The following is a 23,998-nucleotide window of genomic DNA, read 5'->3' as shown; positions in this document are numbered from 1 at the left end:
TCGCACACGAAGCACACAAGAAGCACACAACGCGCATGACCGAAATCAAGAACACCGAGCAACAGTTGTCCAGGTTCCGCCTCCGCGTCGCGGCGGCGGGCCTGTTCGTGTTCGTCTGCTTCGGGCTGATCGGCTTGCGTTTCCTGTATCTGCAGGTCTGGCACTTCAGCAAGTATTCGTTGCAGGCGAACGAGAACCGCATCTCGGTGGCGCCGATCGTCCCGAATCGCGGCATCATCACCGACCGCAACGGCGTGATCCTGGCGAAGAACTACTCGGCGTACACGCTCGAAATCACGCCATCGAAGATCAACGGCACGCTCGACGAAGTGATCGACGAGCTCGCGCAAGTCATCCCGATCGACTCACGCGACCGCCGGCGCTTCAAGAAGCTGCTGGAAGACTCGAAGAACTTCGAAAGCCTGCCGATCCGCACGCGTCTCACCGACGACGAAGTCGCCAAGTTCACCGCGCAGCGCTTCCGCTTTCCCGGCGTCGAAGTGCGCGCGCGGCTGTTCCGGCAATATCCGCTCGGCATGACGGCCGCACACGTGATCGGTTACATCGGGCGCATTTCGCAGCGCGATCAGGAACGCATCGACGACGCCAGCGACGCCAACGACGAAAACTCCGACCACTACGATCCGCGCCTCGATGCCAACAACTACAAGGGTACGGATTACGTAGGCAAGATCGGCGTCGAGCAGAGTTACGAAACCGAGCTGCACGGACTGACCGGCTTCGAGGAAGTGGAAGTGACGGCGGGCGGCCGTCCGGTGCGCACGATGTCGCGCACGCAGGCCACGCCTGGCAACAACCTCGTGCTGTCGCTGGACATCGGCTTGCAGCAGGTGGCCGAGCAGGCCTTCGCGGGCAAGCGCGGCGCGCTCGTCGCAATCGAGCCGTCCACCGGCGACGTGCTCGCGTTCGTCTCGGCGCCGAGCTTCGATCCTAACTCCTTCGTCGACGGCATCGACCAGCAGACCTGGGACGCGCTCAACAACTCGCCGGATCACCCGCTGCTGAACCGGCCGCTGCACGGCACCTATCCGCCGGGCTCCACCTACAAGCCGTTCATGGCGCTGGCCGCGCTCACGCTGCACAAGCGCACGCCGGGCTGGGGCTTCCAGGATCCGGGCTCGTACACCTTCGGCGGTCACACCTTCCGCAACGACGTGCGTTCGGGTCAGGGCTGGGTGGACATGAACCGCGCGATCGTCGTATCCAACGACACTTACTTCTACATGCTGGCCCACGACCTCGGCGTGAACGCGATGGCCAACTTCATGAAGCCGTGGGGCTTCGGCCAGATCACCGGCATCGACATCGCGGGCGAGGCGCGCGGCATCCTGCCGTCCACCGAATGGAAGCGCAAGGCGTATCGCCGGCCGGAACAGCAGCGCTGGTATGAGGGCGAAACCATCAGCCTGGGCATCGGCCAGGGCTACAACTCGTTCACGATCCTGCAACTCGCGCACGCGATGGCCACCCTGGCGAACAACGGCGTCGTGATGAAGCCGCACCTCGTGCGCGACATCGAGAATCCGATCAGCAAGGCCATGCGCGTCGTCGTGCGCGATCCGAGCAACAAGATCAACGTGCAGCAGAAGGACATCGACTTCATCAAGCGCGCGCTGGAAGGCGTCGTCAACAACGGCACCGCAGCGAAAGTGTTCGCGGGCGCGCCGTATCAGGCGGCGGGCAAGACCGGCACGGCGCAGGTCTATTCGCTGCAAGGCTCGAACTACAAGGGCCATGCGCTCGCCGAGCATCTGCGCGACCACGCGCTGTTCACTGCGTTCGCGCCGGCGGACCATCCGACGATCGCGCTTGCGCTGATCGTCGAGAACGGCGGCTGGGGCGCGGAATCGGCGGGTCCGATCGCGCGCAAGGTGCTCGACTACTACCTCGTCGACCGCCTCAAGCCGGGCGCCGAAGCGGCTGCCGTGGCCGCCGCGGCGTCCGCCACGACTGATGCCGGCCTGCCGATGATCGGCGGCACCGAGTCGCCCGCCGCGGCTGCGTTGCCCGCGTCGGTCGCGAAGTCGTCGCCGGCGTTTTCGCCGCAGGCGGCCTCGAATCCCGCTGTCGCGAAAGCGGCTTCGGCGCCGGCGCAGCCCGCCTCCGCGGCGAAAGCGCAGAAGCCGCGCGCCGCGTCCGCCGCGGCGCTGCCCGCGTCCGCGCCCGGCCGCACGCCCGTGCCGAAGAAACGCCCGGCGGAAAGCGCGCCCTCGATGGTGCGCGGCAACGAAAACGACGGCGTGCGCGTGCTTGCGCCGACCGGCGGCATCGACGAATAAAGGAAACCGTCATGCAACTGCACATGCAATTCGACAAGCGCGAGTGGCTCGACCGCGCCAAGCGCATGTTCGCGGGCTTCGACAAACCGCTCGCGCTCATCGTGTTCCTGCTGCTGTGCGTCGGCATCGTGACGCTGTACAGCGCGAGTCTCGACGTGCCCGGGCGCGTGGAAGACCAGCTGCGCAACATCATGCTGACCTTCGGCCTGATGTGGGTGCTCGCCAACATCCCGCCGCAAACCCTGATGCGCTTCGCCGTGCCGCTCTATACGGTCGGCGTCGCGCTGCTGATCGCGGTCGCCACCTTCGGACTCACGCGCAAGGGCGCGAAACGCTGGCTCAATGTCGGCGTGGTGATCCAGCCCTCGGAGATCATGAAAATCGCGATGCCGCTGATGCTCGCCTGGTACTACCAGAAGCGCGAGAGCAACATCCGCTGGTGGGATTACGTGGTCGGCTTCGTGATCCTGATGCTGCCGGTCGCGCTGATCGCCAAGCAACCCGATCTCGGCACGGCGGTGCTCGTGTTCGCGGCGGGCGTGTTCGTCATCTATTTCGCGGGTCTCAGCTTCAAGCTGATCCTGCCGGTGCTCGCGGCAGGCGTCGTGGTGATTGCGTGCGTCGCGGTGTTCCAGAACCGCATCTGCCAGCCGGACGTCAACTGGCCGATGATGCACGACTACCAGAAGCACCGCATCTGCACGCTGCTCGATCCGACTTCCGACCCGCTCGGCAAGGGCTTCCACACCATTCAGGCGGTCATTGCCATCGGCTCGGGCGGCACGCTGGGCAAGGGCTGGCTGCAGGGCACGCAGGCCCACCTGGAGTTCATTCCCGAGAAGCACACCGACTTCATCTTCGCCGTGTTCTCCGAGGAGTTCGGGCTCGCGGGCGGGCTCGTGCTGCTCTTCCTCTACATGGCGCTGGTCGCGCGCGGGCTGTTCATCGCGGCGAACGGCGCGACCTTCTTCGGGCGGCTGCTGGCCGGGTCGCTCACGCTTGCGTTCTTTACCTACGCGTTCGTGAACATCGGCATGGTGAGCGGAATTTTGCCGGTGGTCGGCGTGCCGCTGCCGTTCATGAGCTACGGCGGAACCGCGCTCGCGACGCTCGGCGTGGCGGTCGGACTGATCATGAGCGTCGCGCGGCAGAAGCGGCTGATGCAGAGCTAGTCCACACCGCGACTTATTGCGGTTTCTGCTGTTCGAGCTCGGCGCTCAGTTGCAGATACTTGAGCTTCGCGGCCGGATCGCCCTGCGCCGCCGCCGCCGCATAGTAGGCCCGCGCCACGTTCAAATTGCGTTCGACGCCATCGCCGCCGCGTTCATAGAACGATCCCGCCACGTACTGCGCCGTCATGTCGCCGCCCTGCGCGGCCTTCTTGTACCAGGTGAACGCCTGCGTGTTGTCGCGCGCGGTGCCGCGGCCATCGAGAAACTGGTTGGCGAGCGCCAGTTCCGCCTGCACGTGCCCCTGATTCGCCGCGCGCAGGAACCAGCGATGCGCTTCCGCCGGATCCTTATCGACGAACTGGCCATCGTCGTACATCTTGCCGTACACGTACTGCGCGTGCGTCATGTTGGCGTCCGCCGCGCGCCGCAGCCACTTCTTGCCTTCGGGCACATCCGCCGGACCGCCTTCGCCGTTAAGCAGCATCATCGCGTAATTGAACTCGGCGAGCCGGCTGCCTTTCTGCGCCGCGCGCCGGAATTCCGATCGCGCCGCGGCGAGATTGCCGGCGTTGTAATCGGCGACGGCGTTTTGCGTGGCGAGATCGGTCGGCTTGGGCGCGGTGTCGGCATGCGCCCAAGCTGCCGCGAGCGACAGACTCATCGCCGCGATCACCCATGCCCGCGCGGTGTTCATGATCTCGCCTCCTGCAACGCCTGGCGCGTCGCCTTCAACAGCCACATCACGTCGGCGCCGATCGCGACCAGCTTGATGCCCGCCTGCGCGTACTGCTTCGCGCTGGCGGCATCCATCGCGAAGATGCCGCTCGCGATGCCCGCGCGCTGCGCCGCGTCGGCGATCTTCGTGATCGCGGCCTGCACGTCGGGATGCTTGCCGTCGCCGAGATGGCCGAGACTCGCCGCCAGATCGGCCGGCCCGATAAACAGACAGTCGACGCCCGGCGTCGCCGCGATCTCATCGACGGCGTCCAGCGCCGCCACCGATTCGATCTGCACGATGATCACGATCTGCGCGTTGGCCGTCGTCACGTAATCGCGCCGCATGCCGAAGGCCGCGGCGCGCACCGCGCCCGCGACGCCGCGCAGGCCATCGAGCGCCGCCTCGGTCGGATATTGCGTGAGGCGCACGATGCGCGCCGCCTCTTCCGCCGATTGCACGTTCGGGAACATCAGCGTGCGCGCGCCCGCATCGAGCGCGCGCTTCACGAGCCAGCCTTCGCCGGATGGCACGCGCACGATCGGCTCGCTCGGCAGATGCGCGGCGGCGATCGCGCGGAGTTGCGCGACCACGTCGACGCTATCGTTCGGCGAGTGCTCCATGTCGATGCAGAGCCAGTCGAAGCCCGCGTGCGCGAGCGCTTCGGCGCCATCGGCGCTGCCGAGCGACAGCCACAGGCCGAAGAGGGGACCCGGCTCGGCGAGCCGCTGCTTGATGGGATTCGTGAAGGTGCTCATCGCGCGGCTCCCTCGTGGAGTGAGAGGGACACTGCGCGCGGCCGCAGGGAGAAGAACGACGAAAGAAGTGACGGCATGCGTGCGCTCCGTGTCGTGTCGCCGTGGAGGGTGGCGACTTACCGGACGATCATACCGTGACACAAGCGCGGGCGTCGGACGTGCTCTCGCCCGCGACGGCCCGACGCTTCAGCTGCGCTCGACGTCGGCCCAGCAGTTCGGCGTCTCGTACAGGCGCAGGCGCTTCAGCTTCAGATTGACGCCGTAATGCGCATCGTAGACGTTGGCGAGGATGTCGAACGCGACGGCCGCCAGGTTCTCCACCGTCGGAATGCGGTCGAGCACGACCGTCTTGTGATCCGTCAGCGTTTGCAGGAACTCGCGCACCTTGGTGTCGCCCGAATAGACGATGAACGCATGGTCCCACTGGTTGACGAGATGCTCCATCGCGAGCGCCTTGACGTCGGCGAAGTCCATCACCATGCCGCGGTCCGGCGCGCCTTCCACGTCGACGAGATCGCCTTGCAGCGTGATTTCGAGCACATAGCGATGGCCATGCAGATTACGGCACTGGCTGCGGTGATCGGGAATGCGGTGGCCCGCGTCGAATTCGAGTTTTCGGGTGATCGTCTGCACGGCGTTTCAGGGGATGTTCAGGTATTTGTGGGTCTGCATCGACAGCCGCCATTTCGGATGACGCTTGCACCAGTCGATTGCCAGCCGCGTGTTCAGGTCGCGTGACGGACCGTCCATCGGTTGCACGAGGAAGTAGTCGAAGTCGAGCTTCTCGTAGTCGGCAAGTCGCTGATTGTCCTGCGGCACCACGACCTTCAGTTCGTTGCCCTTCGTCACGACGAGCGGCGCGTCCGCCTTCGGGCTCACGCAGATCCAGTCGATGCTCTCCAGCACGGGTAGCGAGCCGTTCGTCTCGATCGCCATCTCGAAGCCGGCTTCATGAAGCGCGTCGACGAAGGGCGCGTCGATCTGCAGCATCGGCTCGCCGCCGGTGCACACGACGAACTTGTGTTGCGCGCCTTCCGGCCACAGCGAGGCGATCTTCGCGACGAGGTCGGCGGGCGTGCGGTACTTGCCGCCATTCTCGCCGTCGGTGCCGACGAAATCGGTGTCGCAAAACTGGCAGACGGCTTCCGCGCGATCTTCCTCGCGCCCCGACCACAGGTTGCAGCCCGCGAAACGGCAGAACACGGCCGGACGCCCGGCGTTGGCGCCTTCGCCCTGCAACGTGTAGAAGATTTCCTTGACCGCGTACGTCATGACTGCCCTGTGGACCTCGAATAAAAAATCAGACCGGCGCTTCGGTGACCTGCTCGCCCGCGCGATACGCCTCGTAACCCCGCTTGCGCAGCTTGCAGGCCGGACACTGACCGCAGCCGAAACCCCAGTCATGCAGTTCCGCGCGCTCGCCGACATAGCAGGTATGGGTTTCGACGCGCACCAGTTCGACCAGCGCCTCGCCGCCGAGCGTTTCCGCGAGACGCCAGGTGTCGGCCTTGTCGAGCCACATGAGCGGCGTCTCCAGCGCGTAGCGCGTCTCCATGCCCAGATTGAGCGCGACTTGCAGCGCTTTCATGGTGTCGTCGCGGCAATCGGGATAGCCCGAGAAATCCGTCTCGCACATGCCGCCGACCAGCACCTTCAATCCACGCCGATACGCCAGCGCCGCAGCAATCGTCATGAACAGCAGATTGCGGCCCGGCACGAAGGTATTCGGCAGCCCGTTCGCGGTGGCCTCGATCTCGATCTCGCGCGTCATTGCGGTTTCGCTGATCGCGCCGAGCACCGAGAGATCGACCATGTGATCCTCGCCAAGACGCTCGCTCCACTGCGGAAATTCGCGCGCGATCGCGGCGCGAAAACCGTCGCGGCATTCCAGTTCGACGCGATGCCGCTGCCCGTAATCGAAGCCCAGCGTTTCAACCGTTCTGTAGCGTTCGAGCGCCCAGGCCAGGCACGTGGCCGAATCCTGGCCGCCCGAGAACAGCACGAGCGCACTGTCTTTAGCGTCTGTCCGAGTCACCGTGAAAACTCCGTACTGCGTGTATGAGAATGGCGTCGCGCGCCGTCAGGAAGTCGGAACGACCGGAATTCGCGATGAGCGGCGCGGGCGGCGACGCCCCGCGCGTCCAGTATAGGCCGGCGACCTGCGCCCGGACCTGCACGCCCTTTTATGCCGTCGATAGCGGAACGGGAAAGCTCGCATGATGCCGCGCGATGCACGGTGCGACCGCTCGGAGCGTCGAAAAGAAAAGGACTTGCGGGTCCGAGGACGAGGCAAGTCCTTAATTCGGCGCGAATTTTAGCACGCGAGGCAGGGATTCGCCGAGCTGGGCGCGGGACCGGATAACGCAACTGCAAAGCAACTGCGCTGGATCCTATGAAGGACCCTCTGGCGACACGCCACAAAGAAAAAGCCCGAGAGCGATAAGACTCTCGGGCTTTTAGCATTCTGGTGGCCTGGGACGGAATCGAACCATCGACACGCGGATTTTCAATCCAGACCCGCCGTGTCCCCTGGTCCGTCATCACACGCAACAGCTCGAAAACACAAGTATCCGGGCGCAGTCGTGCGCATTCGCGCGCACCGTCCCGCACTGGCGTCTGCCAGAAAATTGCCAGACGCGACGAGATTCTAGCCCCTGGCGCCCCGCGAGGCAAGCCCCGACCGGGGCACCGGCCGGAGGCACCCGGCGGCACGCTCAATGGACCGGCGGGCGGTCAAGCAACCCGCAACGTTTCTTAAATTGCTGGCAACGTTGCTGCAATGTTTCCAAGGTGTGGCACAATGCGTCCTCAACATAAAAAAGGGGCAGCAATGAACGGACAGACTCCCATGGCGATTGGCCATTACCTTGCACAACTGCGGGACCAGGCGGGCCTCAAGCAGGCCGAACTCGCCCGCAGGGTCACCTGGAGCCCGGCCGTCCTGTCCCGGGTCGAAAGCGGCGAACGCGAACTGAACGGGGACGAACTGGACGAGGTGCTGCGGGCCATCGGCACGGACGACGCCCTGAAGCTCGGCGAGCGGCTCCAGCGCCCGTGGGAGGTGTTGCCGGCGCCGCCCCTGAACCATCCTGACCAGGACCTGCTGTGGGAGGCCGAGCGTGCGGCCCAGCAGTTGCGCGTGCTGTCGGCCGCGGACGATGTGTCCGCCTCCTTCCAGCGCCGGCTCGACGAATACCTGGCGGAACTGCAGTACCTCGCGAGCCTCGTGCTCAAACGCGAACACACCGTCGCGTTCATCGGCAGCATCGGCATCGGCAAGTCCACGGCCATCTGCCGCATGACCGGTCTGGAGGTACATGATGACGGTACGCCTGTACAGCCGGTCCTCGAAGCAGGTGCCGGCGGCATCACCGTGTGCGAGGTGCATCTCAACACGGGCCCGCAGTATGGCATCGTCGTGGAACCGTGCTCGGACGAGGAAATCCGCCAGCACGTGACCGACTTTGCCGACCACATCAGCCACGCGGGCATCCCGCCCGGCACTGAGGAGACCGAATCAGCCGAGAGTGAGGGGCAGGGCATCTCGCGGGAAATCGAGCGGGCCATTCGCAACATGTCGGGCCTGCGGGTGCGCAAGGAAAAGAGTGACGGCAGGACCACCCGTCGTGACGACGCGAAACTGCTGGCCGCTTCCTATGCATCGGCACGTGAACTGGTGGTAGAGGTCCTCGCGCGCATGGAACTCCACCGGCGCGATGCCCGCCACATCTGGTACGACCCGTCGACGGGCAAGCCGCCCCTTGTCTGGCTCAAGGAAACCTTCGAGGCCGTCAACAACGGGCGGCTCGCCGAATTCACGTTGCCGAAACGCATCGAGGTGGTGGTGCCGGCGACCCTCCTCAAGGGCACCGACCTGACCACCCGGCTCATCGACACGAAGGGTATCGACCGTACCGCGGCGCGCGCCGACCTCGAGGTACACCTTCAGGACCCGCACTCGCTGGCCATCCTCTGCTCGGGGTTCAACAACGCGCCCGGCGCGGAGGCGCGTCTGCTGCTCAGTCGCGCCCGTGATGCCGGCATCCGCAACCTCGGACTGAAGGCCGCCATCGTCGCCCTGCCCCGTCCCGAGGAAGCGCTCGCGGTCAAGGATGACGCCGGCCAGCGAGTCGAGGATGTCGCGGAGGGTTACGAGCTCAAGGGGGAACAGGTCGCGACCGCCCTGGAGCCCCTCGGGCTAGCGGACCTGCCGGTCGGATTCTTTAACGCGCGCGAGGACGCACCCGACACGCTCCAGGCGTTCGTGGCCGCCCAGCTGCAACGCGTTCGGGACGACTTCGCGCAACGGCTTGAACACGCCACCGGGAACATTCACGAGGTCATCCGGAACCGGGAGCGCGAACAGACCCAGGCCGTCATTCGCGAAGCGGCCGCCCAACTAAAGAACTGGCTCACCCAGCAAGCGACCTGCCCGCCGCTGAAGCAGCAGATTCAGGCGAGCCTGATAAACGAGCTGGCGAGGGCGCACGCCAGCACCATCCATGCGGCCGTCAGACGCGGCGGCGACTGGCCGAACCTGAACTATGGGCACCAGCTGGGGCACGGCGCCAGGGTGCTGGCGGCCGGCTCGCTCGGACGCAAGCTGAAGGATTTTCAGGCTATCGCCGACAACCTGCGCACGAACCCTGACTATGCGATGGCGGTGCCACTGATTGCGCAGGCCGAGAGCGTGATGCTGGCCGCGTTCGATGGCGTGCTCAACAAGATGCGGTTGCTGGGCCAGACGCTGTTCGAAAACGAGCTGAAGCGGGACGCCATCTTCTGGCGCGACTGCGAGAACGAGTGGGGCAAAGGCAAGGGTTACCGGGAGCGGGTTGCCGAGCGCAGCAAGCAGTGGTTCGATGACGAACGCAAGGACGAACTCAACGACGCAATCCAGACCCTGTTGTCGACCGAATGGACGGAATGTGTCGCGCGCGTTTCGGCGCTGCTGGAGTCATAGGACGGGCCGCTTCCGAACTGCATGGTGCGTCCCGGTTGCCGCCGACGGGACGCCGGAGAGCCCGGTGGCCCGCGTGCCGGTCGGTCGGTCGTCAAAACATGACGTGCAGCGGGACGATGGGACGGCGGCCGGGCAGACTGTCCTCCCAACCTTAAGCGAGGTCGTTGCAAGCGTCACGTGCGCACAGCCGCGCGACGTTCTTATGGAAGCGGGACGATGCGTCAGCACGGGGCCGACATGGGTCCTGCGCGGTGTGAAGGCCGGGCGCCGTAAATTCCGGGTTCTGCTGCGGAAGGGCGGTTCATTGCAGTTCACGAATGCGTTCTGACCATGACACTCTATAGCAGCATTTGATTCAATGTAGATATGTAAACGTAGTAGCAGTTAACAAGCACGCCGGTCGCGTGTGGACAACCGGTATTTTCATTATCGCGTCAACGGGTTATGCGTCGGATACGGGCTTTGAAAATCCGTGTACAAGTCGTGCAAGCCTTGAACAAGTTTCGCGAGCATTCTGGCTTTCGGACGTTATCAAGAATTGGCGTACAGTCAATTCACACGGACATACCGGGGTTTTCCACAGATAGATGTGAAAAGACTAGTGAGCGAAGCACCAGCTGACATGCGGTCTTAAGTGATACAACCCGACGGGGCGAGTGACGGTTGCCGTGACGGTCCAGTCGCTTGAAACTTCCTTGACGTGCCTGCAGCTAGACGAAACACGGGTCGTACTGCGACGTGACGCCAAGGCGACAACAAGGCACCGCGGCACTGCATTACCTCTCCCCGCACGTTTTGCAGCGAGGCGCGCAGCGTTCGACGCGCATTGCTGAACCCCACCCAAGCAGGTCGTCCGGACAACTCCCCGGGTCAATGCGTCACTGCAGGGTCACGGCGCGTATGACAGCTTTGCCCCGGAGCCCGGCGCTTCTTTTATGCAGCCCGTCTTCCGGCTCACCCGGCAAGTGACGCGCAATATCACACGGGATGAGCGTCTTGCGACTCAGCCAACAGACAGGCATAAAAGAGTTTCGACTCGAACCGGGAGTTTTAAACGTTAGGGGTTTGAAGGACTTCCGCATACGGGGCAAAGCTCCCCCCTACCCGCCCCAAAAGGAAGGTACTGAGCCATGCCACGCGTGCACCTAGTCCGGCTGAAGTGCCGAGATGATGAACGGGGCGTCGCGGTCGTGTGCATCGCCGCAACCCAGCCAGACTATCAGAACCCAGCACGGTCCCCGCTCCCCCTCTAGCTCACTCCCAGGGTTGCGTCCGGAGCGCCCGCTTGACGCAAAACGCTGGTCGCGGGGTACTTGAGCCCTCTCCTCCAGCCCTGAGTCTATGACCGGGTTTTTATACCTGTCCCTGAGAACGGTTCAACCGGACGCCCCGTTCGTCGAGCAGCGTCTTTGCCATCGTCGCGGCAGCCTGCGCATGCGACTTCACCAAGAGCGTCGCCGCCGTGGCGTCGAACGCCTCTACCCCCAATGCCCAGACCATCGAAGCTCGTCTTGCCGCCTGCGTTCTGCCTCGACTATGTGATGACGAGTTGACGCAACCCCCATCGGCTTGTGACGCCGGATTTACCTGCCGGCCGCCCCCGACAGCACCAGGTTTAAACAACGGCGCTAAACAGGACATGAGTCGCTATTTAGGGGATGCACGCCTGCCGCTCTTCTTGGCGACGACAGCTGGCGCCGGCTCCTGAGTACGCTCGTCTTCTTCATTTTTCGCAAGTAGTTCAGCAGGGTCACACTCGAGTGCCCGCGCGAGCAGATAGATGTTGTCCAGCGAGATGTTCGTCACCATCCGCTCTACCTGACTCACATACGTCCGGTGCAGTCCTGCGCGGTCGGCAAGTCCCTCCTGCGAGACCCGGAGCCTGAGTCGAAATTTTTTTAAATTGTCGGACAGGCGCTTCCGAAGCGCCATCTGCTCCGACGCGATTTGCGGTTCGTTCATGGTGCGCAAGCATCCACGAACGCAGCGTTTGTATCTACAGTCAATGAGTCGACAGATTTTAAGTCTACAGCTTTTACGTCTACATTGTTTACATCTACAGAGATTACGTCTACACTGATTTAAAACGGGTGGCAGTTGTTCGAACAACGCACAGTTGAGCGAGATTCATCTGGTTCACTGACCTTGCGGTTTAAATTTGACGAAAAGTGGTCTGACGGAGGAGAGGTTGCAGCCGATTAGTTATGTACCCGCAACCACCCGCGCGACGATGTACGCGCTTGGACGTCCAATCACCGCCGAGATTGGTAACGAAACTATCGCGCTATCACCCAACGAAATGCCGGGCGAAATTGACTGGCGAGCAGACTTGCTGCGATGGCTAGCGAGGCGGACGATGTTTCACTTAATCACGTTGGCACAGGACGAGCGCTCAGCCAGCCTTGACGGAATCGAGCAAGCGCTTGTACGTGACACCCGATTGCACGCAGTCGAAGCGCACGCAGTGGCCGAACTCGCTTTACAGTCAGTGAATGCCCTATCTGCAGAACAGGTGGAAAGCCTCCAAAAGCGCTTGACCAATTTCGAGGCGCGTATGGAACGAGAGTGGGCAGTGTTAGCCGCGCGTTACGAGGAATTATTGAAAGCCGATATTGGGAAAGAGTAACGAAAATCTACGTGCCAGACAGCAAATATCGGTAGGGGCACGGACTACGCGAAGAGCCGTGAAGTCGTCGTTTGTCGAATGCGCGATGGACCGCAAATCGCGCCAAAATCAGTGGGTTTCTTAGGTGCAAGGTGCCGAATGTCCAATGGCTCACATTCCCGCGTGGTTGACGGTCTTCTTCGCGACGCGGCGAACTCCGAGCTTTCAGTCCATACGCGCCTGAAGTGCGTTTGGAACGTTGTCTACTTTGCTTGCTCGCGTGCCAGCGAAAAGCGAAGAATCCATCCTTATGCCGGAGGGTGTTTCAACATGTCAGTGGTGAACGACGGTCTCAAGGCGTTAAATGCAAGCCCAGTTGAAGAGGACGTTGTTCTCCGCTTGGCAGATTGGTCCGAGAGGTCATCGACTGATGTGCCCGATGCGTTGAGTGCCGACAGGATTGCCGCTATGGCAAGAAATCTGTGTCATCGATTCACTCAGTCATGACGACTAGACGCGCTGCCGCTGTGGCCGAGCGACCGAAAGTCACACTGATTCAGTGGCGCGTAATGCAGACAACGGCTGGAACGTGCCACTTAATCGGGTGCGAGACGGAAGGCTTCACGGGCAGAGTCAGCTCTCCCATCGATACCGTGAATCCACTGACCGGGCGTGTACGAACGAGTTCGGGGAGGCAGTACGAGCTCAGAGGGCCACCTGGATTCCACCCAGCGGCTGAATATGTCTGGTCACGGTGGCGTCAGCTGAATCACGTAGTGGATAGCACCGACGTCACTGCCACCTTTGTCGAGAACGGGCTAAGCATCCTGGTGACCGGGCTCGGAGCAACTAAGCCATGACTTTCCGCGAGTCTCCTCCGGACCGCCTTTACGAAGAGGCTATGAGAAACCGGCGTGAAATGGTAAGCGACGGCGTCTTGATATCGGGTCAGGAGTTATGTGCACGTCTGCGCATAAGCGAGAAGCGGCTGAACAAACTGATTGATGGCGGCAGTCTCTTTTCCATACCGGTGGACGACGGGGTTTATTTTCCGGCTTTACTTGCCGACCCAAGGCTCAATCGGCAGCGATTGCGGAAGGTGTGCAGACTACTGGTTCCTGCTCCTGCCGATGCCCGTCTCGATTACCTTTCGTCCAGGCGAGGTAGCTTGGGCGGCCACCGACCACTCGACCTCCTGAACGACGATAGTGAATACAGTCGGCTCCTCTCAAATGCCGGAGCTTGGGTTGAGCAATGGTCGCGAACGTTCGTGACGCTTTACGAAGGCGAGCACGAGGTCGAGCCACCGAATACTCAACCCCTATACACGGCTATCGAGGAGATTGACCCGCGGCGCGCAATCTTGGACCGGGCATCGGCGACGCTTAGGACGCACGGATATCAATTTCCCCTGGGCCCGTACCCCGAAGTAAGGAGATTCACTGTATTCGTGAGCCGGCAAGACACAAACGACGTCGAAGCGCGACCGGAAGCTTGCGTTCAAATTGTCGTTGACGGTGAACTCGTCCGTATCCGCGTCATCTACAAAGAAGCAGCTACACAGCTATCGCAAACTCTCCCGGTGGGCAAAGGCAAGAACATACTTGAAGTCGCGAAGCGAGTTATCGAGCACTTTCGTAGACACTGACAACGGGGCCAATAAAGCGCCGTCGGAAACCATGGATTGAGCGTATGCCACGACTGGTAGAACTTTCTCTGCGGGCAGCGCGACTACAAAGACAATGTGCGCGGAACCTGATGGCTGTTGCCGAGGTCGCGCAGCTCTTGAATGTGACCAACGGCTATGTCGTGCGGGCATTGCTGTGCAGGCGCGTTCTTCAGCCTGTGTTCGCCATCGGCGGTCGGCGATATGTGCTGCGCTCGAGAGCCGAGGCATACTACCGCAGACGAAGGCGGATTGCGCGCAGAGCTCTGCGGGAGTTAGCGCGAGTGTCGCAAGACGCGGCGCTGTATTGTGAACGCGGAATGCCGACATGAACGAACCATACGCAAATCGTGCCGACCCGCCCGCGCTCACTATGGTTGCGGTGTTCCTAGGCGATTGCATTGGCGAGAGCCTGCAGCTCGCGTGTGAAGGCACTTCAACGCTATGCGCCGCGGCGACCTGGCAACGTGTTGCCGATGCTCTGCAACACCCGTCGCCTCGCGGCCCTTACCCCGTAGCCCGCGTCTTCACAGTCTTCGTGCACAATACGTCCCACGTTGATAGCAGTGTCTTGTCGACCTTGCGGGTGGACGTTGTGTGCAAAGACGGACTCGCTTACGCAAGCGTGCAGAGCGCGGCTCCTCGGTTTGACCTTGCGCCCGTGCCGGTGATGATAGGCGACGACGTTGTCACAATTGCCCGCAAGATTGCCGCGTCTGTCGAATGACAGTACGTGACCAACGCTGAATTCATCTTCCGATTCAGTTGACGACGCCGGAAAACTCCTTGGCCGACGCGACTTCGCACGACGCTGTCCTTTTCCGTTTCGGAAAGTTCCGCCATCGACGAAGCCGCAAGAAAATTCGCGCGTTGATGTAAGCGAAGTGGCCACTGTGATGGCGACGGCGCCCGTGCCAGTCATTGCGTGGTGAAGCCAGAGACGGCGACCAGATGGTTCCGACATAGGGCCGCATACATCAATTTCGCGACGAAACCCTCAACGAAGAACTCTTCCCGGTGCTGGTGATAACTGCGGTGCTTCCCACCGCTGCGAAGGAACTGACTCGATTCAAGTAATCAGGCATGGTCGACTGTACTGGGCGGAAGTGCGTTGTGTGTTTGTGGAGGTGCAGCTGCCGATTGGCACGCGCTCGATTTATTTCCTCCGGCATACCGCGGATTGCTGCATGTTTATCCTCCGGGCACACAACGTCGCTCACAGGAACGTCCGTTTTTTTCAGTTGCCGCGCACGGCATCAGCCGATTGCTGACGCCCCGGGTCAAGCTGCAGTGACCAGCAGAACCCGCTCCGGCTCGGCATCGAGCACTCGACTCTGAGCCCACCCGGGCGGCTGTTCGGTCGTAGAGGATGTTGCCTTTTGCAAACCCACGGTAAGGGTTTATACTTAACCTGTCTCCTCCATGTCTCCTGATATGGATTCAGCCCGCTGCGTGCGGGCTTTTTCTTTACTCGTCTTCTACGCTGGCTCGGCCGTGGCCCTGCTGATTGGATGGACAGTTGGAGAACGCTTTGGGCTGCGGAAGCTGACGGCTATCGTTCTCATACGATTGCTTCAAACCGTGCAACAGCGGTCGATGGGCTCTGCATACCAGCCTTCGCGTTGTTGCCTTATTTTCGACCCGTGAGCGCATGGTGTCGCTCAAGCTTCGCTCAATTGACGCGAGACTCTGGAAGTTGTACAAGCCGCAGGGCCCCATCGGAGATGGGGCGCAGCATGGTCTGCGGATGGCGTGTCACCCACCAAGTCATCTCCGTCTGCTCACATGCGCGAGTGAATAAGCTGTGGGCGCTTCATGGCGACAGACCTCGAGGCGTTTCCAATTGTTGGCGGGGCCGCCGTGAACAGCCCGGCTCAACGGGCGTCTCATCTGGGCCGAGAACTGTCTGAATTTGATTGCTTGCTGACGGCTCGGTGCCGCATAATGCTAACCATTGAATAGTTTTGAACAACTTTTGCCGACGTAAGGCCTTCTGCTCATGATTGAATCGAACCTGACCTTGAAGGAGGTTGCGGCCCATCTAAAAGTTTCGGTTAGCACGGTACGTCGACTTATACGCAATGGCGAGTTGCAGTCGTTTCGAATCGGTACACACGGTCAGGTTCGTGTATCCGAAAGCGCAGTTCGCCAGTTCTGCGGTGGAGGCCCTCTTGCTCAGACCGACTCCGAGCAGCCGAAGCAGCACATTGAGCCGCAGAGCGGGACAGAACCGACAAATGTTCGCGTCCATTCCGGGACTACAAACGCGGAACTTCGTTGGAGCATCTTGAATGCTGACGTGAATGTTGCATTGTCTATGTTGCCCGCGAGCAGCGTGAACTGCATCGTGACGAGCCCACCTTACTATTGGCAGCGCGACTACGAGGTCGAGGGGCAAATAGGGCATGAATCGACCATCGAAGGCTACGTGGGTGCGCTCGTCGAGGTATTCAATAATCTGCGTGACGCGCTGACGCCTGATGGCACGCTGTTTCTTAATCTTGGCGATACCTATTACTCCGCCAAGGGAAAGCCGCACGGCGCTGACGAAAAGCACAATGGTCGCAATATGATGCGACGTCATCTAAGAGCGGTCGATGGGCCTGGGTTGGGCCTGCCGCGCAAGTCCCTAATTGGTATCCCATGGCGTGTCGCCCTCGCTCTGCAGCAGGAGGGTTGGACGCTTCGAAGTTCCGTTATCTGGCAGCGACCAGCTACTCTTCCCGAGCCCACGGCGCACGACAGGCCGTGGCGGACACATGAGAATATTTTTATCTTTTCGAAGGGGCCGAAGTACTACTTCGACCGGTCGGGGCTCGCGGGCGAAGAAGATATTTGGAAAATCGTCGCCCGCCCGGAAAACCCGGGGTCGCACTTCGCTCCTTATCCGCGCGAGCTCGTCGACCGCTGCTTGGCGTGCGGTTGTCCTCAGGGTGGGACCGTCCTAGACCCCTTTGCAGGTTCTGGGACGACAATGGTTAGCGCTTTGGCTAGCGGTCGAAATGCTGTCGGAATTGAGCTTAAGTCGCAATATGCCGATTTCGCATCAGCGCGCATCCGCAAAGAATTCGGCGAGCTGGCTACTGCCGAGGCGGCTGCGTAAGTATGGTATCCGCCATGCGCATCGAGCAGGGAGGAGAGGTATTCGAGCTGAGCCAAGGGGAGAATGAAGTCGAAGTATCTGAAGGCGTCATTCTTTGCTCGATTGAGGCATTAAGCCGCCCGGTTGTGGTTCTGAACGAGCAGCGAATGCTAATTTCGTGGAATCGCGTCGCCAAGCTAGCGGTCTGGAGCGTTGACCTTACGAATCAGGTTGGCTTCCACAGGTTGTTAGTGCAACTCGAAGGCAAGAGATACAACTTCGATTTCCGAACGCGCACGGCGAAGGCCACGTGGGCAGAGGTGCGGTCAATGGCTGAGTTCTGCAGCAGCTCCTACTTCGGCTACCGGCGGCAATTCACCTATATGGCCGCCGATGGTACGACTCGTAAAGTGCGGCTGCCGCAGGTTCACTATGCCTGGCTACGTGAAAGAATTCCAGAGGTTGAGCAACTCGTGCGGTCCATTCAGACGCGTCCCGCCACAAGTAGTTTCAAAACGCATCAAAGTTCACTGCGAAGCAAAGGGCTCTCTGTCTCGCGGACAAGTCGGTTACTGAGGGAGAATCACCGTCTGCTGGAACTCGATGACACCGGTCCTATTAATGTAGGGAAGCAGAGGTACTGGCCCTCCCGGTTGGTAGTGTCGGCAAAGGAACGTCATTCTCAGCTAGACGAGCACGCGCAGATTGCCGCATTCCTCTGGTTGTTGGCCGCCGAATGCGACGACTTGGCTAGTGTTGTTGCGTCCATTCGTAGCGAGGTTCAACAGTTTCGCGAACGCATTCATGCGTTGCGGGCACTGGCGCTGTTTAGCGGGGTGCTGATTCGTCCTAATGCGCGCCCAATTTCAGTGATGGCAACGCACATTCAGCGTACCGACCAACGTTACGGTAGATTGCGGGACCTGCAAGCCGAATATGGTTCCGGAATCTCCGACAGTATGGAGTACGCCAGGTCCATTCGTGTGAACGTCCGGGATGTCTGGGAGATTTATCAAACGTTTGTGGCTCACATTATTGGTAATGCCTTAGGCCTAAGCTACTCATCCGAAGACCGCGACTTGCGCAAACGGTCCCCTCAAGGGTGGTCGATGGCATCCGACGACTGGCGGATGTATTTTGATACAAAGCCGCCGAAGATGGAGTTGCCGTCGTGGCGGGATGCGACGAACCGACCTGCCGATGAACGACCAGACATCATTCTCATCGGCAAGCGAGCAGGCGAAGTAATATTGCTTGATGCCAAATTCAAACTAGATTCCATGAGTTCACGGGCTCAGCAAGTGGACCTCTTCGAAATGCAAGGCTACCTGAATAGTTTTGCCACGAATCACGGAGGAATTCTTTATCCGGGTCCCAAGCTTGCTGCAAACATCATTGCCGCGAAAGGAAATGTTCTGATTGAGCTTCCTATCCGTGCCGCCCACATTGAAGAACCAGGGGGATTGGACGCTGCTCACCAATACATCCGGGACGCGCTCCAATCTGTGCACGGCACAACTCGCTCGTAGCGCTCAGTACCTGTATACGACGTGACCAGTTGCTGCATCTTTTGTTTGCATTATTGCTTCAAGTGCGGAGATTGCAGCCCCAAAGTCGCCCGCGCCTTCGTCTGTAGCTACTACGTACATAAGCAGTTCCTCGCAAATATTCGCTGGACCGCTCAATTGAGGTACAACCTTGTTTGCGAGTTGCTCGCCGAGCGCCAATCGCCACGGTCTGCCTGACATGGCCACATAATCGAGGATGTCTTGAACGACTCCAAATGTCAGCGAAGTCGCGGCGCTGCCGGAACAGATTTGACAGACACGCCAGAGAATATCTCCGAACGAGTCAGACCGCATGTCTGAGCCCGAGATGAGGGCAGCACTTAAACGTTCGAGTCGAAACGCATCTAGAACGCTCGGAGCGCCATCTTTTTGACGCTTGTCAATGCGCCCCTTGGTTTGTTTTAGCAGGTCGATGCAGGCCTTGTCGAACTTTTTCCTGTCATTTTCTGCAACGAGTGTCCCGAGCGCATTTGGCATTTCCACGATGTTTGCCCTGCGTTTGACGGGGTTGCTCAACGCAAAGCGCGTGGACTCCTCGAGAAACGAGTTAACCGTGCCAACAATGAAAGCGTCCGGGGGGAAGAGGGAGGCAGAATCAAGTCCTGGCAGTTCCACTTTCGCATCGCTTTCGAGCGCTGGCAAAAGCCTTGCTAAATAGTGGTCAACGTGACTCAAATTCATTTCATCCAGCAGGATGACATAAACGTCCCTCGGTCGTTCCGACAGAAACAGCTTTCGGCTCAACTCTGTCGCAGCGAGACCGCCTGAAATTTTCTCGTAGCCGAGCACGTCGGCCTCGGAAAAATCGCTTCCGACGCTGACTTCGACTAGGGATACAGAGTTAGCAAAGAAACGGCTCAACCCTTCTGTGAAGGCCCTTACGAAAGCAGTCTTGCCGGTCCCCGGTCGACCAGCGAGGACCACAAAGCGTTGTGCAACCAGTGCGCCGTAGAATGCTCGAACGAAGCCAGTTGGCAATGCGAGCCCTTCTTCCTCAGTGACCCATCGCTCGAGATGTTGAATCAACTCGGCTTCGCTGCGTCCAAGCATCGAGGGACCGGGCGGTACGCCATGGATTAGCTGGGCGAGGTCCTCCTCGGGGACTGGCTCCGGCCAAAAAAACTGTGTCGCTACCGGTCGAGTTGCGTCGAAGAGTCGGGCATACTCGCTATCATTCAGCTTAAATTCTTCGCGAAACCTAGATTCAACGTCGTCGAGGGATGCGGGCAGGTCCTTGTCGCGATACAGCCAGGCAGTTAAATCAAATACAGGTATGCGCTGCTTCAAGGGAAGGAGCGCCTCCAATTTTTCGAGATAATCTGGGGCAAAGGCCCACTCCTTCTCGGTCGGGTGTTGCAACGCCTGACTGAAGGCGTCACGGCTACGTGCGCTTTGCAGTGTACCGCCGGAATATTTGGAGTTTTTCCAAAACCAAGTGTTTGGGTCTTTTCGTCCAAACGGCACGCAGTAGGGCTTGCCCGGCGGAGAACCGTTTGGCGAGAAATACTGGGCGAGCAGCGCTTCCTCTTGTTGGCTTCCCCAAACAGTAGGGGTGCCTACTTGAACCCCTGTCTGCTTCATTGACAGGAAAGTTACTCCGAAAAACGCATGAAATCGTTGAAGGCTTTCGAGGGATAGCGTGAGTTGGCCGCCGGAAATGTAGGCCATTGGAGTTCCTGTTTGTTGTTTTGTTTAGTCGCGACGCATCGAATCAAACCCGAGCACCAGCTATGGCCCACTGAACTGTCGTGCCATCAGCAAACAAGAAGTTTACTGCGGCTGGCCGCATCGACCAAAACCCTCGCAACTTGGCTTTTGTAACTTCCGTCTCTGCGAACATTGGTTCGTCCGGCATTGCAGGCCCGCTTCGAAGCGATTCTAGCATCTCACCATGAGGTGAGCTGGGTCCCACGAACTCTGCCATTGAATCAGTTTTTCGACGGGGTAATCGCGCAGCGTGCAAATGCTATTGCGGTATCAGGCGGTGGCGATGTCCATTGGATTCCTGCACCTGCGAGTGGGAGCGAGCGTGCCGCATGCTAACGTTCCCAACCGAACCGCATTGAATCGCAAAGGTCGTCAATCTGAAGCATGCAATCATTGACGAGGTCTCGCGTGGTGTCTGCCGGAACACAGGCGGACTTTCGCTTTGCTTAGACCACCAAACTTAAAAAAGGCGCCTCGCGACGCCCCTTTAACCTGCCACTCACAAACGAAAACGTTAGCCTCGCGATGTCTTCGCCGCGCGCCAATGAATGTATCCGGCGCTGTCTATCGTGTACTCCCGTGACGCAAATTTCTTCCGGAACTCGTCTTCCGAGCAGGGTTCCGACCTCACGCGTTTGGGTGAAGTTAACTTCGCCCTCGTCATATAGTTTGTCGAGCGATTCTTGATAGACGACGACATCTCAATGCTCCTTGAGGAAGCTGCGAATCGTTTTATCGTCTATATTCTTCAAGCAAAAAGCTTTGATTCGCTGCTCAGATTGCGCGGTTCGTTTCGTGGCCTCAGAGGTGTCTTTCGCATCGACCTTGAGTACGAGTGTCTTCTCATCGGTTTCCTTGGTCCACGTTCTGGAACCATCGGCATCCACTGTATAGAACCAGTCAAGTTCGTTGCCTTCGATTGCAGCCAGTGCGTTTGACACTTCGATTACCGACTTATAGCGGTCTTCGAGCTTGGGCGCTATGCAAGCCTTCACCACTCGGGCGAGCGCGTTCGGTATATGCGCCGGAAAACGCTTCCTGTCCGGGAATTCCCCTTTAAATACAGCGACGGCAAAGTCTTCTTGCTTCTTGAAGACCTTGAGCTGTTCGTAAAACGCAGCGTTTCCGCAGCACATCCGGTACAAAGTAAGTCCGACCTGATAGATGTCAAACTGGACCGAATGAGCATCTTGAAGCCAACCCTCAGGCGGAACGTTTTTTACATAGCTCGCCGCCGGCTCCGCAAGGCCGTCTTCGTTCATATGCTGAGCAAGACCGAAGTCAGATACGAGCGCCTCATTCCGATTGGACAGCATGATGTTGTCCGGCTTTATGTCGAAGTGAATCAGGCCTTTCGAATGAATGTTGTGCAGACCGCTCAAGAACTGAATCGCGTAGCGGATGATTTCGCGAACGCTCAGGAATCGCGCTTCCAACACCTTGTTCAACGAGCCTGCCGCGAAAAAAGGCATCGCCAGATAAATGTGTTCATCGTCTTGGCATGCGTAGTGAATCGGCGCGACGTTGGCATGGTCGCTCAAATACAGCATGCTAGCCTCGCGGAAATACTCGCCGACATCCTTGAACGATGCTTTCGTAATGCGCTTGACAGCAAGCTCCGCATCCAACTGCAGGTCACGAGCAAGGAAGACTACCGAATTCTTACCTTCTGCTCCAATCTCACGCACTTTCTCGAAATGAAGCTTTGCTTCGGTCTGGAGGTTAAGCATTCACAGCTCCCAGCGCGGCAACGATTGCCTCGCGTTGCTCTTTTGAATGGTCCATCCAGCCCGGAACGCGTTGGTAGTTCGCGTCACCGGCCAAGTACGTTTTCAGCACGTCCCGAGTGAGCTTCACCCGCCGAGCCATGCTCGCAATCTGGCCACAAAAATATCCTTGGAGTTCGCTGCTTGCGAACGCCTCCTGAACGACACCTTCGAGCGCGTACCGTTCCACAGGTACGCTTTGGGCGAGCCCCTCTGCAATCCGGATGCCGGCTCGCTCAACCCCATACTCACGGATAATGTCCAAAATCGTATTCCGGACATATTTCAACTGCTCGGGCGTTTCCATCGCTTTGGGAACTACGATGTCTTCGACGTTCACCATTTCCTGCTTATCAGAGTCATACACAACAAATGTGACCTTCTTCGGCGCAACGCGAATTCCTAAAGTTCTCATCTCAATATCTTTTTCAGCTAGGGACTCCACGGCGCCCAGACGTCTTCGGTGCTCGGTAACTCGAGCAGGGTGAGCGCCCCATACTGTTCCGAGTCTATCTTCATCTCGCGAATCTTGGTTCCTGTTCGGGCATTCGGGAACCAGATTTTTGCCGGCACCAGTACACCTTCGAGCTCACGCGTTACGGTGACGTCGGCCGTCAATGATTCCAGCGGTACTTCAACGAGGTCTCGCCTCGACCGAAAAAAGGCACCTCCCTTAAACGCAGCATCGCTCGAGTTTGACCAACGCACGTAACCATCGTTGGAAGCAATTAGAACGAGCTTCCTGTCTGTGGCGCTTACCCATCGCAGCGCCGCGGCCGTCAGGGAGACGTCGTATCGCTCGGCGCACAGGCTCAGTTGACCAAAAGTGACAGGGCCTGAAATCTGCTCCCTGAAGTCGTCCAGTGGCATGAGTAAATTCGCCGCAAATACATCCGCCTCGGACTCGATTTTGCGTTCGTCTGATTGCCAAGCATACATGTCCTCGCTCGTGCATTCGAACAGCGAACGGACTTTTCGATGAAGGACATAGTGCCCGAGTTCGTGAGCTTGCGTGAAGCGCACGCGTCCAGACGATTGGATAGAAGTGTTGTACAGAATCGCCCAACCACGGTCGTCATCGATGCGAGCAAGGCATCCCTCGAAATTGTCAATGTCCGCACCGACGACTTTCTCGATGGCATCGTCCCAGTGGAAGAACTCATGGCAGTGCTTCGCCAGGTTAGGGACGTCCACCGGAAAGCGCGCGGTTGAATGCGCCACGTTGTACATGTTTAGGACGGTCGTCAGGTGAAACGCTGCCTTGTGCGGCGTCAGCATCGCCCCGGAAGTCTCAGTCATCCTTTAGTGCATCAAGTATTTTGCGCAGCCGCTCTTTCGAAGTAGCGTCCAGCTTTTTGTAGTTGCGATAGAACGCTTCATCGAGATGGTGCTGCTCCGGCGCTTCTACGTCATCTTCGATGAGAAAGCTTGAGCTGACCCCCAAGGCGTCTGCCAACGACATCAGCTTCTCCGCTGAGGGTCGCTGCGATTCGCGGTTCTCGAGCTCCCATAAATAACTCTTACTCAAGCCTGCCTTTGCAGCCAGAGCCTCAAGGGTAAGTTTCTTCCCCTTACGCAACTCGCGAAGCTTTTCGCCGAGCCGAGTGGCCATTCTGCACCTCCAATTCCAATGATACAAAAATACCACTGTTCCGAACTTTTTCATACTCTTCATCGAAAGTTTGCTTGACTTTTC

At 59.6% G+C, this 23,998-nt stretch carries 19 protein-coding genes; 7 read left to right on the top strand and 12 right to left on the bottom strand.

Features of this window, described 5'->3' with window-relative positions; translation table 11 throughout:
* Positions 1–35: 35 nt before the first annotated feature.
* Entirely contained in the window at positions 36–2,300 is a 2,265-nt protein-coding gene (mrdA, locus tag QCE62_RS00600; RefSeq protein ID WP_309913124.1) for a penicillin-binding protein 2, read from the top strand.
* Positions 2,301–2,323: 23 nt separating this feature from the next.
* Complete coding sequence (gene rodA / locus QCE62_RS00595) at positions 2,324–3,472, top strand: rod shape-determining protein RodA (RefSeq protein ID WP_309919514.1); 1,149 nt, start codon at positions 2,324–2,326, stop codon at positions 3,470–3,472.
* A gap of 13 nt (positions 3,473–3,485) precedes the next feature.
* Here the strand turns inward: rodA and QCE62_RS00590 are convergent, their stop codons facing one another.
* The 5 genes from QCE62_RS00590 to queC all read right to left on the bottom strand — a co-directional run bounded on the left by QCE62_RS00590 (position 3,486) and on the right by queC (position 6,980).
* Positions 3,486–4,166, bottom strand: a complete 681-nt coding sequence (locus QCE62_RS00590) for a tetratricopeptide repeat protein (RefSeq protein WP_309913121.1) — start codon at positions 4,164–4,166, stop codon at positions 3,486–3,488.
* Positions 4,163–4,945, bottom strand: a complete 783-nt coding sequence (locus QCE62_RS00585) for an aldolase/citrate lyase family protein (protein WP_309913117.1) — start codon at positions 4,943–4,945, stop codon at positions 4,163–4,165. The genes QCE62_RS00590 and QCE62_RS00585 overlap by 4 nt, the downstream gene beginning before the upstream one ends.
* Positions 4,946–5,131: 186 nt before the next feature.
* A complete protein-coding gene (queD, locus tag QCE62_RS00580; protein WP_309806937.1) occupies positions 5,132–5,578 on the bottom strand; it encodes a 6-carboxytetrahydropterin synthase QueD in 447 nt (148 codons plus the stop codon).
* A gap of 6 nt (positions 5,579–5,584) precedes the next feature.
* Positions 5,585–6,217 carry a 7-carboxy-7-deazaguanine synthase gene (gene queE / locus QCE62_RS00575; protein WP_309806935.1) on the bottom strand — a complete coding sequence of 211 codons (633 nt, stop codon included), beginning with the start codon at positions 6,215–6,217 and terminating at the stop codon, positions 5,585–5,587.
* A gap of 28 nt (positions 6,218–6,245) precedes the next feature.
* Complete coding sequence (queC, locus tag QCE62_RS00570; protein ID WP_309806934.1) at positions 6,246–6,980, bottom strand: 7-cyano-7-deazaguanine synthase QueC; 735 nt, start codon at positions 6,978–6,980, stop codon at positions 6,246–6,248.
* Positions 6,981–7,793: 813 nt separating this feature from the next.
* Here queC and QCE62_RS00565 point away from each other — a divergent pair.
* Entirely contained in the window at positions 7,794–9,908 is a 2,115-nt protein-coding gene (locus tag QCE62_RS00565) for a helix-turn-helix transcriptional regulator (RefSeq protein WP_309913114.1), read from the top strand.
* Positions 9,909–11,261: 1,353 nt separating this feature from the next.
* On the opposite strand, the gene QCE62_RS00560 is transcribed toward QCE62_RS00565, so the two are convergent.
* Together QCE62_RS00560 and QCE62_RS00555 are read right to left on the bottom strand one after the other, a co-directional pair.
* A complete protein-coding gene (locus tag QCE62_RS00560) occupies positions 11,262–11,408 on the bottom strand; it encodes a hypothetical protein (RefSeq protein ID WP_309913112.1) in 147 nt (48 codons plus the stop codon).
* Positions 11,409–11,555: 147 nt separating this feature from the next.
* The gene (locus tag QCE62_RS00555) at positions 11,556–11,870 is read right to left on the bottom strand and encodes a helix-turn-helix transcriptional regulator (protein WP_309913109.1); all 315 of its coding nucleotides are present in this window, start codon (positions 11,868–11,870) and stop codon (positions 11,556–11,558) included.
* A gap of 226 nt (positions 11,871–12,096) precedes the next feature.
* On the opposite strand from QCE62_RS00555, the gene QCE62_RS00550 reads away from it, so the two are divergent.
* The 4 genes from QCE62_RS00550 (at position 12,097) to QCE62_RS00535 (ending at position 18,790) form a co-directional block, all read left to right on the top strand.
* On the top strand, positions 12,097–12,534 hold the full coding sequence (locus QCE62_RS00550) for a hypothetical protein (protein ID WP_309913106.1): 438 nt from the start codon (positions 12,097–12,099) through the stop codon (positions 12,532–12,534).
* Between the two features lie 835 nt (positions 12,535–13,369).
* Positions 13,370–14,161 carry a hypothetical protein gene (locus QCE62_RS00545; RefSeq protein ID WP_309913103.1) on the top strand — a complete coding sequence of 264 codons (792 nt, stop codon included), beginning with the start codon at positions 13,370–13,372 and terminating at the stop codon, positions 14,159–14,161.
* Between the two features lie 2,017 nt (positions 14,162–16,178).
* Positions 16,179–17,282, top strand: coding sequence for a DNA methyltransferase (locus tag QCE62_RS00540; RefSeq protein WP_309913099.1), 1,104 nt, complete (start codon positions 16,179–16,181; stop codon positions 17,280–17,282).
* Positions 17,283–17,296: 14 nt separating this feature from the next.
* Entirely contained in the window at positions 17,297–18,790 is a 1,494-nt protein-coding gene (locus QCE62_RS00535; protein ID WP_309913095.1) for a hypothetical protein, read from the top strand.
* 3 nt (positions 18,791–18,793) lie between these two features.
* Here QCE62_RS00535 and QCE62_RS00530 read toward each other — a convergent pair whose 3' ends face one another.
* From QCE62_RS00530 to QCE62_RS00510, 5 genes are all read right to left on the bottom strand, one after another.
* On the bottom strand, positions 18,794–20,497 hold the full coding sequence (locus QCE62_RS00530; protein ID WP_309913093.1) for an AAA family ATPase: 1,704 nt from the start codon (positions 20,495–20,497) through the stop codon (positions 18,794–18,796).
* Positions 20,498–21,237: 740 nt separating this feature from the next.
* Positions 21,238–22,266, bottom strand: a complete 1,029-nt coding sequence (locus QCE62_RS00525) for a serine/threonine-protein kinase (protein ID WP_309913090.1) — start codon at positions 22,264–22,266, stop codon at positions 21,238–21,240.
* Entirely contained in the window at positions 22,259–22,747 is a 489-nt protein-coding gene (locus tag QCE62_RS00520) for a hypothetical protein (RefSeq protein WP_309913087.1), read from the bottom strand. Before QCE62_RS00520 ends, QCE62_RS00525 begins: the two co-directional genes overlap by 8 nt.
* The gene (locus QCE62_RS00515) at positions 22,735–23,601 is read right to left on the bottom strand and encodes an ImmA/IrrE family metallo-endopeptidase (RefSeq protein ID WP_309913084.1); all 867 of its coding nucleotides are present in this window, start codon (positions 23,599–23,601) and stop codon (positions 22,735–22,737) included. Before QCE62_RS00515 ends, QCE62_RS00520 begins: the two co-directional genes overlap by 13 nt.
* Positions 23,594–23,914 carry a helix-turn-helix transcriptional regulator gene (locus QCE62_RS00510; protein WP_309913082.1) on the bottom strand — a complete coding sequence of 107 codons (321 nt, stop codon included), beginning with the start codon at positions 23,912–23,914 and terminating at the stop codon, positions 23,594–23,596. The genes QCE62_RS00515 and QCE62_RS00510 overlap by 8 nt, the downstream gene beginning before the upstream one ends.
* Positions 23,915–23,998: the final 84 nt, after the last annotated feature.

Source organism: Caballeronia sp. LZ033, from assembly GCF_031451265.1.
Classification (GTDB): domain Bacteria; phylum Pseudomonadota; class Gammaproteobacteria; order Burkholderiales; family Burkholderiaceae; genus Caballeronia.
This window is presented reverse-complemented; position numbering and strand designations above follow the sequence as displayed.

Excerpts from the sequence above, each read along its gene's own strand:
- mrdA (WP_309913124.1), top strand. The coding sequence starts at position 36 with ATGACCGAAATCAAGAACACCGAGCAACAGTTGTCCAGGTTCCGCCTC.
- rodA (WP_309919514.1), top strand. The coding sequence starts at position 2,324 with ATGCAATTCGACAAGCGCGAGTGGCTCGACCGCGCCAAGCGCATGTTC.
- QCE62_RS00590 (WP_309913121.1), bottom strand. The coding sequence starts at position 4,166 with ATGAACACCGCGCGGGCATGGGTGATCGCGGCGATGAGTCTGTCGCTC.
- QCE62_RS00585 (WP_309913117.1), bottom strand. The coding sequence starts at position 4,945 with ATGAGCACCTTCACGAATCCCATCAAGCAGCGGCTCGCCGAGCCGGGT.
- queE (WP_309806935.1), bottom strand. The coding sequence starts at position 6,217 with ATGACGTACGCGGTCAAGGAAATCTTCTACACGTTGCAGGGCGAAGGC.
- QCE62_RS00565 (WP_309913114.1), top strand. The coding sequence starts at position 7,794 with ATGGCGATTGGCCATTACCTTGCACAACTGCGGGACCAGGCGGGCCTC.
- QCE62_RS00560 (WP_309913112.1), bottom strand. The coding sequence starts at position 11,408 with ATGGTCTGGGCATTGGGGGTAGAGGCGTTCGACGCCACGGCGGCGACG.
- QCE62_RS00555 (WP_309913109.1), bottom strand. The coding sequence starts at position 11,870 with ATGAACGAACCGCAAATCGCGTCGGAGCAGATGGCGCTTCGGAAGCGC.
- QCE62_RS00545 (WP_309913103.1), top strand. The coding sequence starts at position 13,370 with ATGACTTTCCGCGAGTCTCCTCCGGACCGCCTTTACGAAGAGGCTATG.
- QCE62_RS00540 (WP_309913099.1), top strand. The coding sequence starts at position 16,179 with ATGATTGAATCGAACCTGACCTTGAAGGAGGTTGCGGCCCATCTAAAA.
- QCE62_RS00535 (WP_309913095.1), top strand. The coding sequence starts at position 17,297 with ATGCGCATCGAGCAGGGAGGAGAGGTATTCGAGCTGAGCCAAGGGGAG.
- QCE62_RS00530 (WP_309913093.1), bottom strand. The coding sequence starts at position 20,497 with ATGGCCTACATTTCCGGCGGCCAACTCACGCTATCCCTCGAAAGCCTT.
- QCE62_RS00525 (WP_309913090.1), bottom strand. The coding sequence starts at position 22,266 with ATGCTTAACCTCCAGACCGAAGCAAAGCTTCATTTCGAGAAAGTGCGT.
- QCE62_RS00515 (WP_309913084.1), bottom strand. The coding sequence starts at position 23,601 with ATGACTGAGACTTCCGGGGCGATGCTGACGCCGCACAAGGCAGCGTTT.
- QCE62_RS00510 (WP_309913082.1), bottom strand. The coding sequence starts at position 23,914 with ATGGCCACTCGGCTCGGCGAAAAGCTTCGCGAGTTGCGTAAGGGGAAG.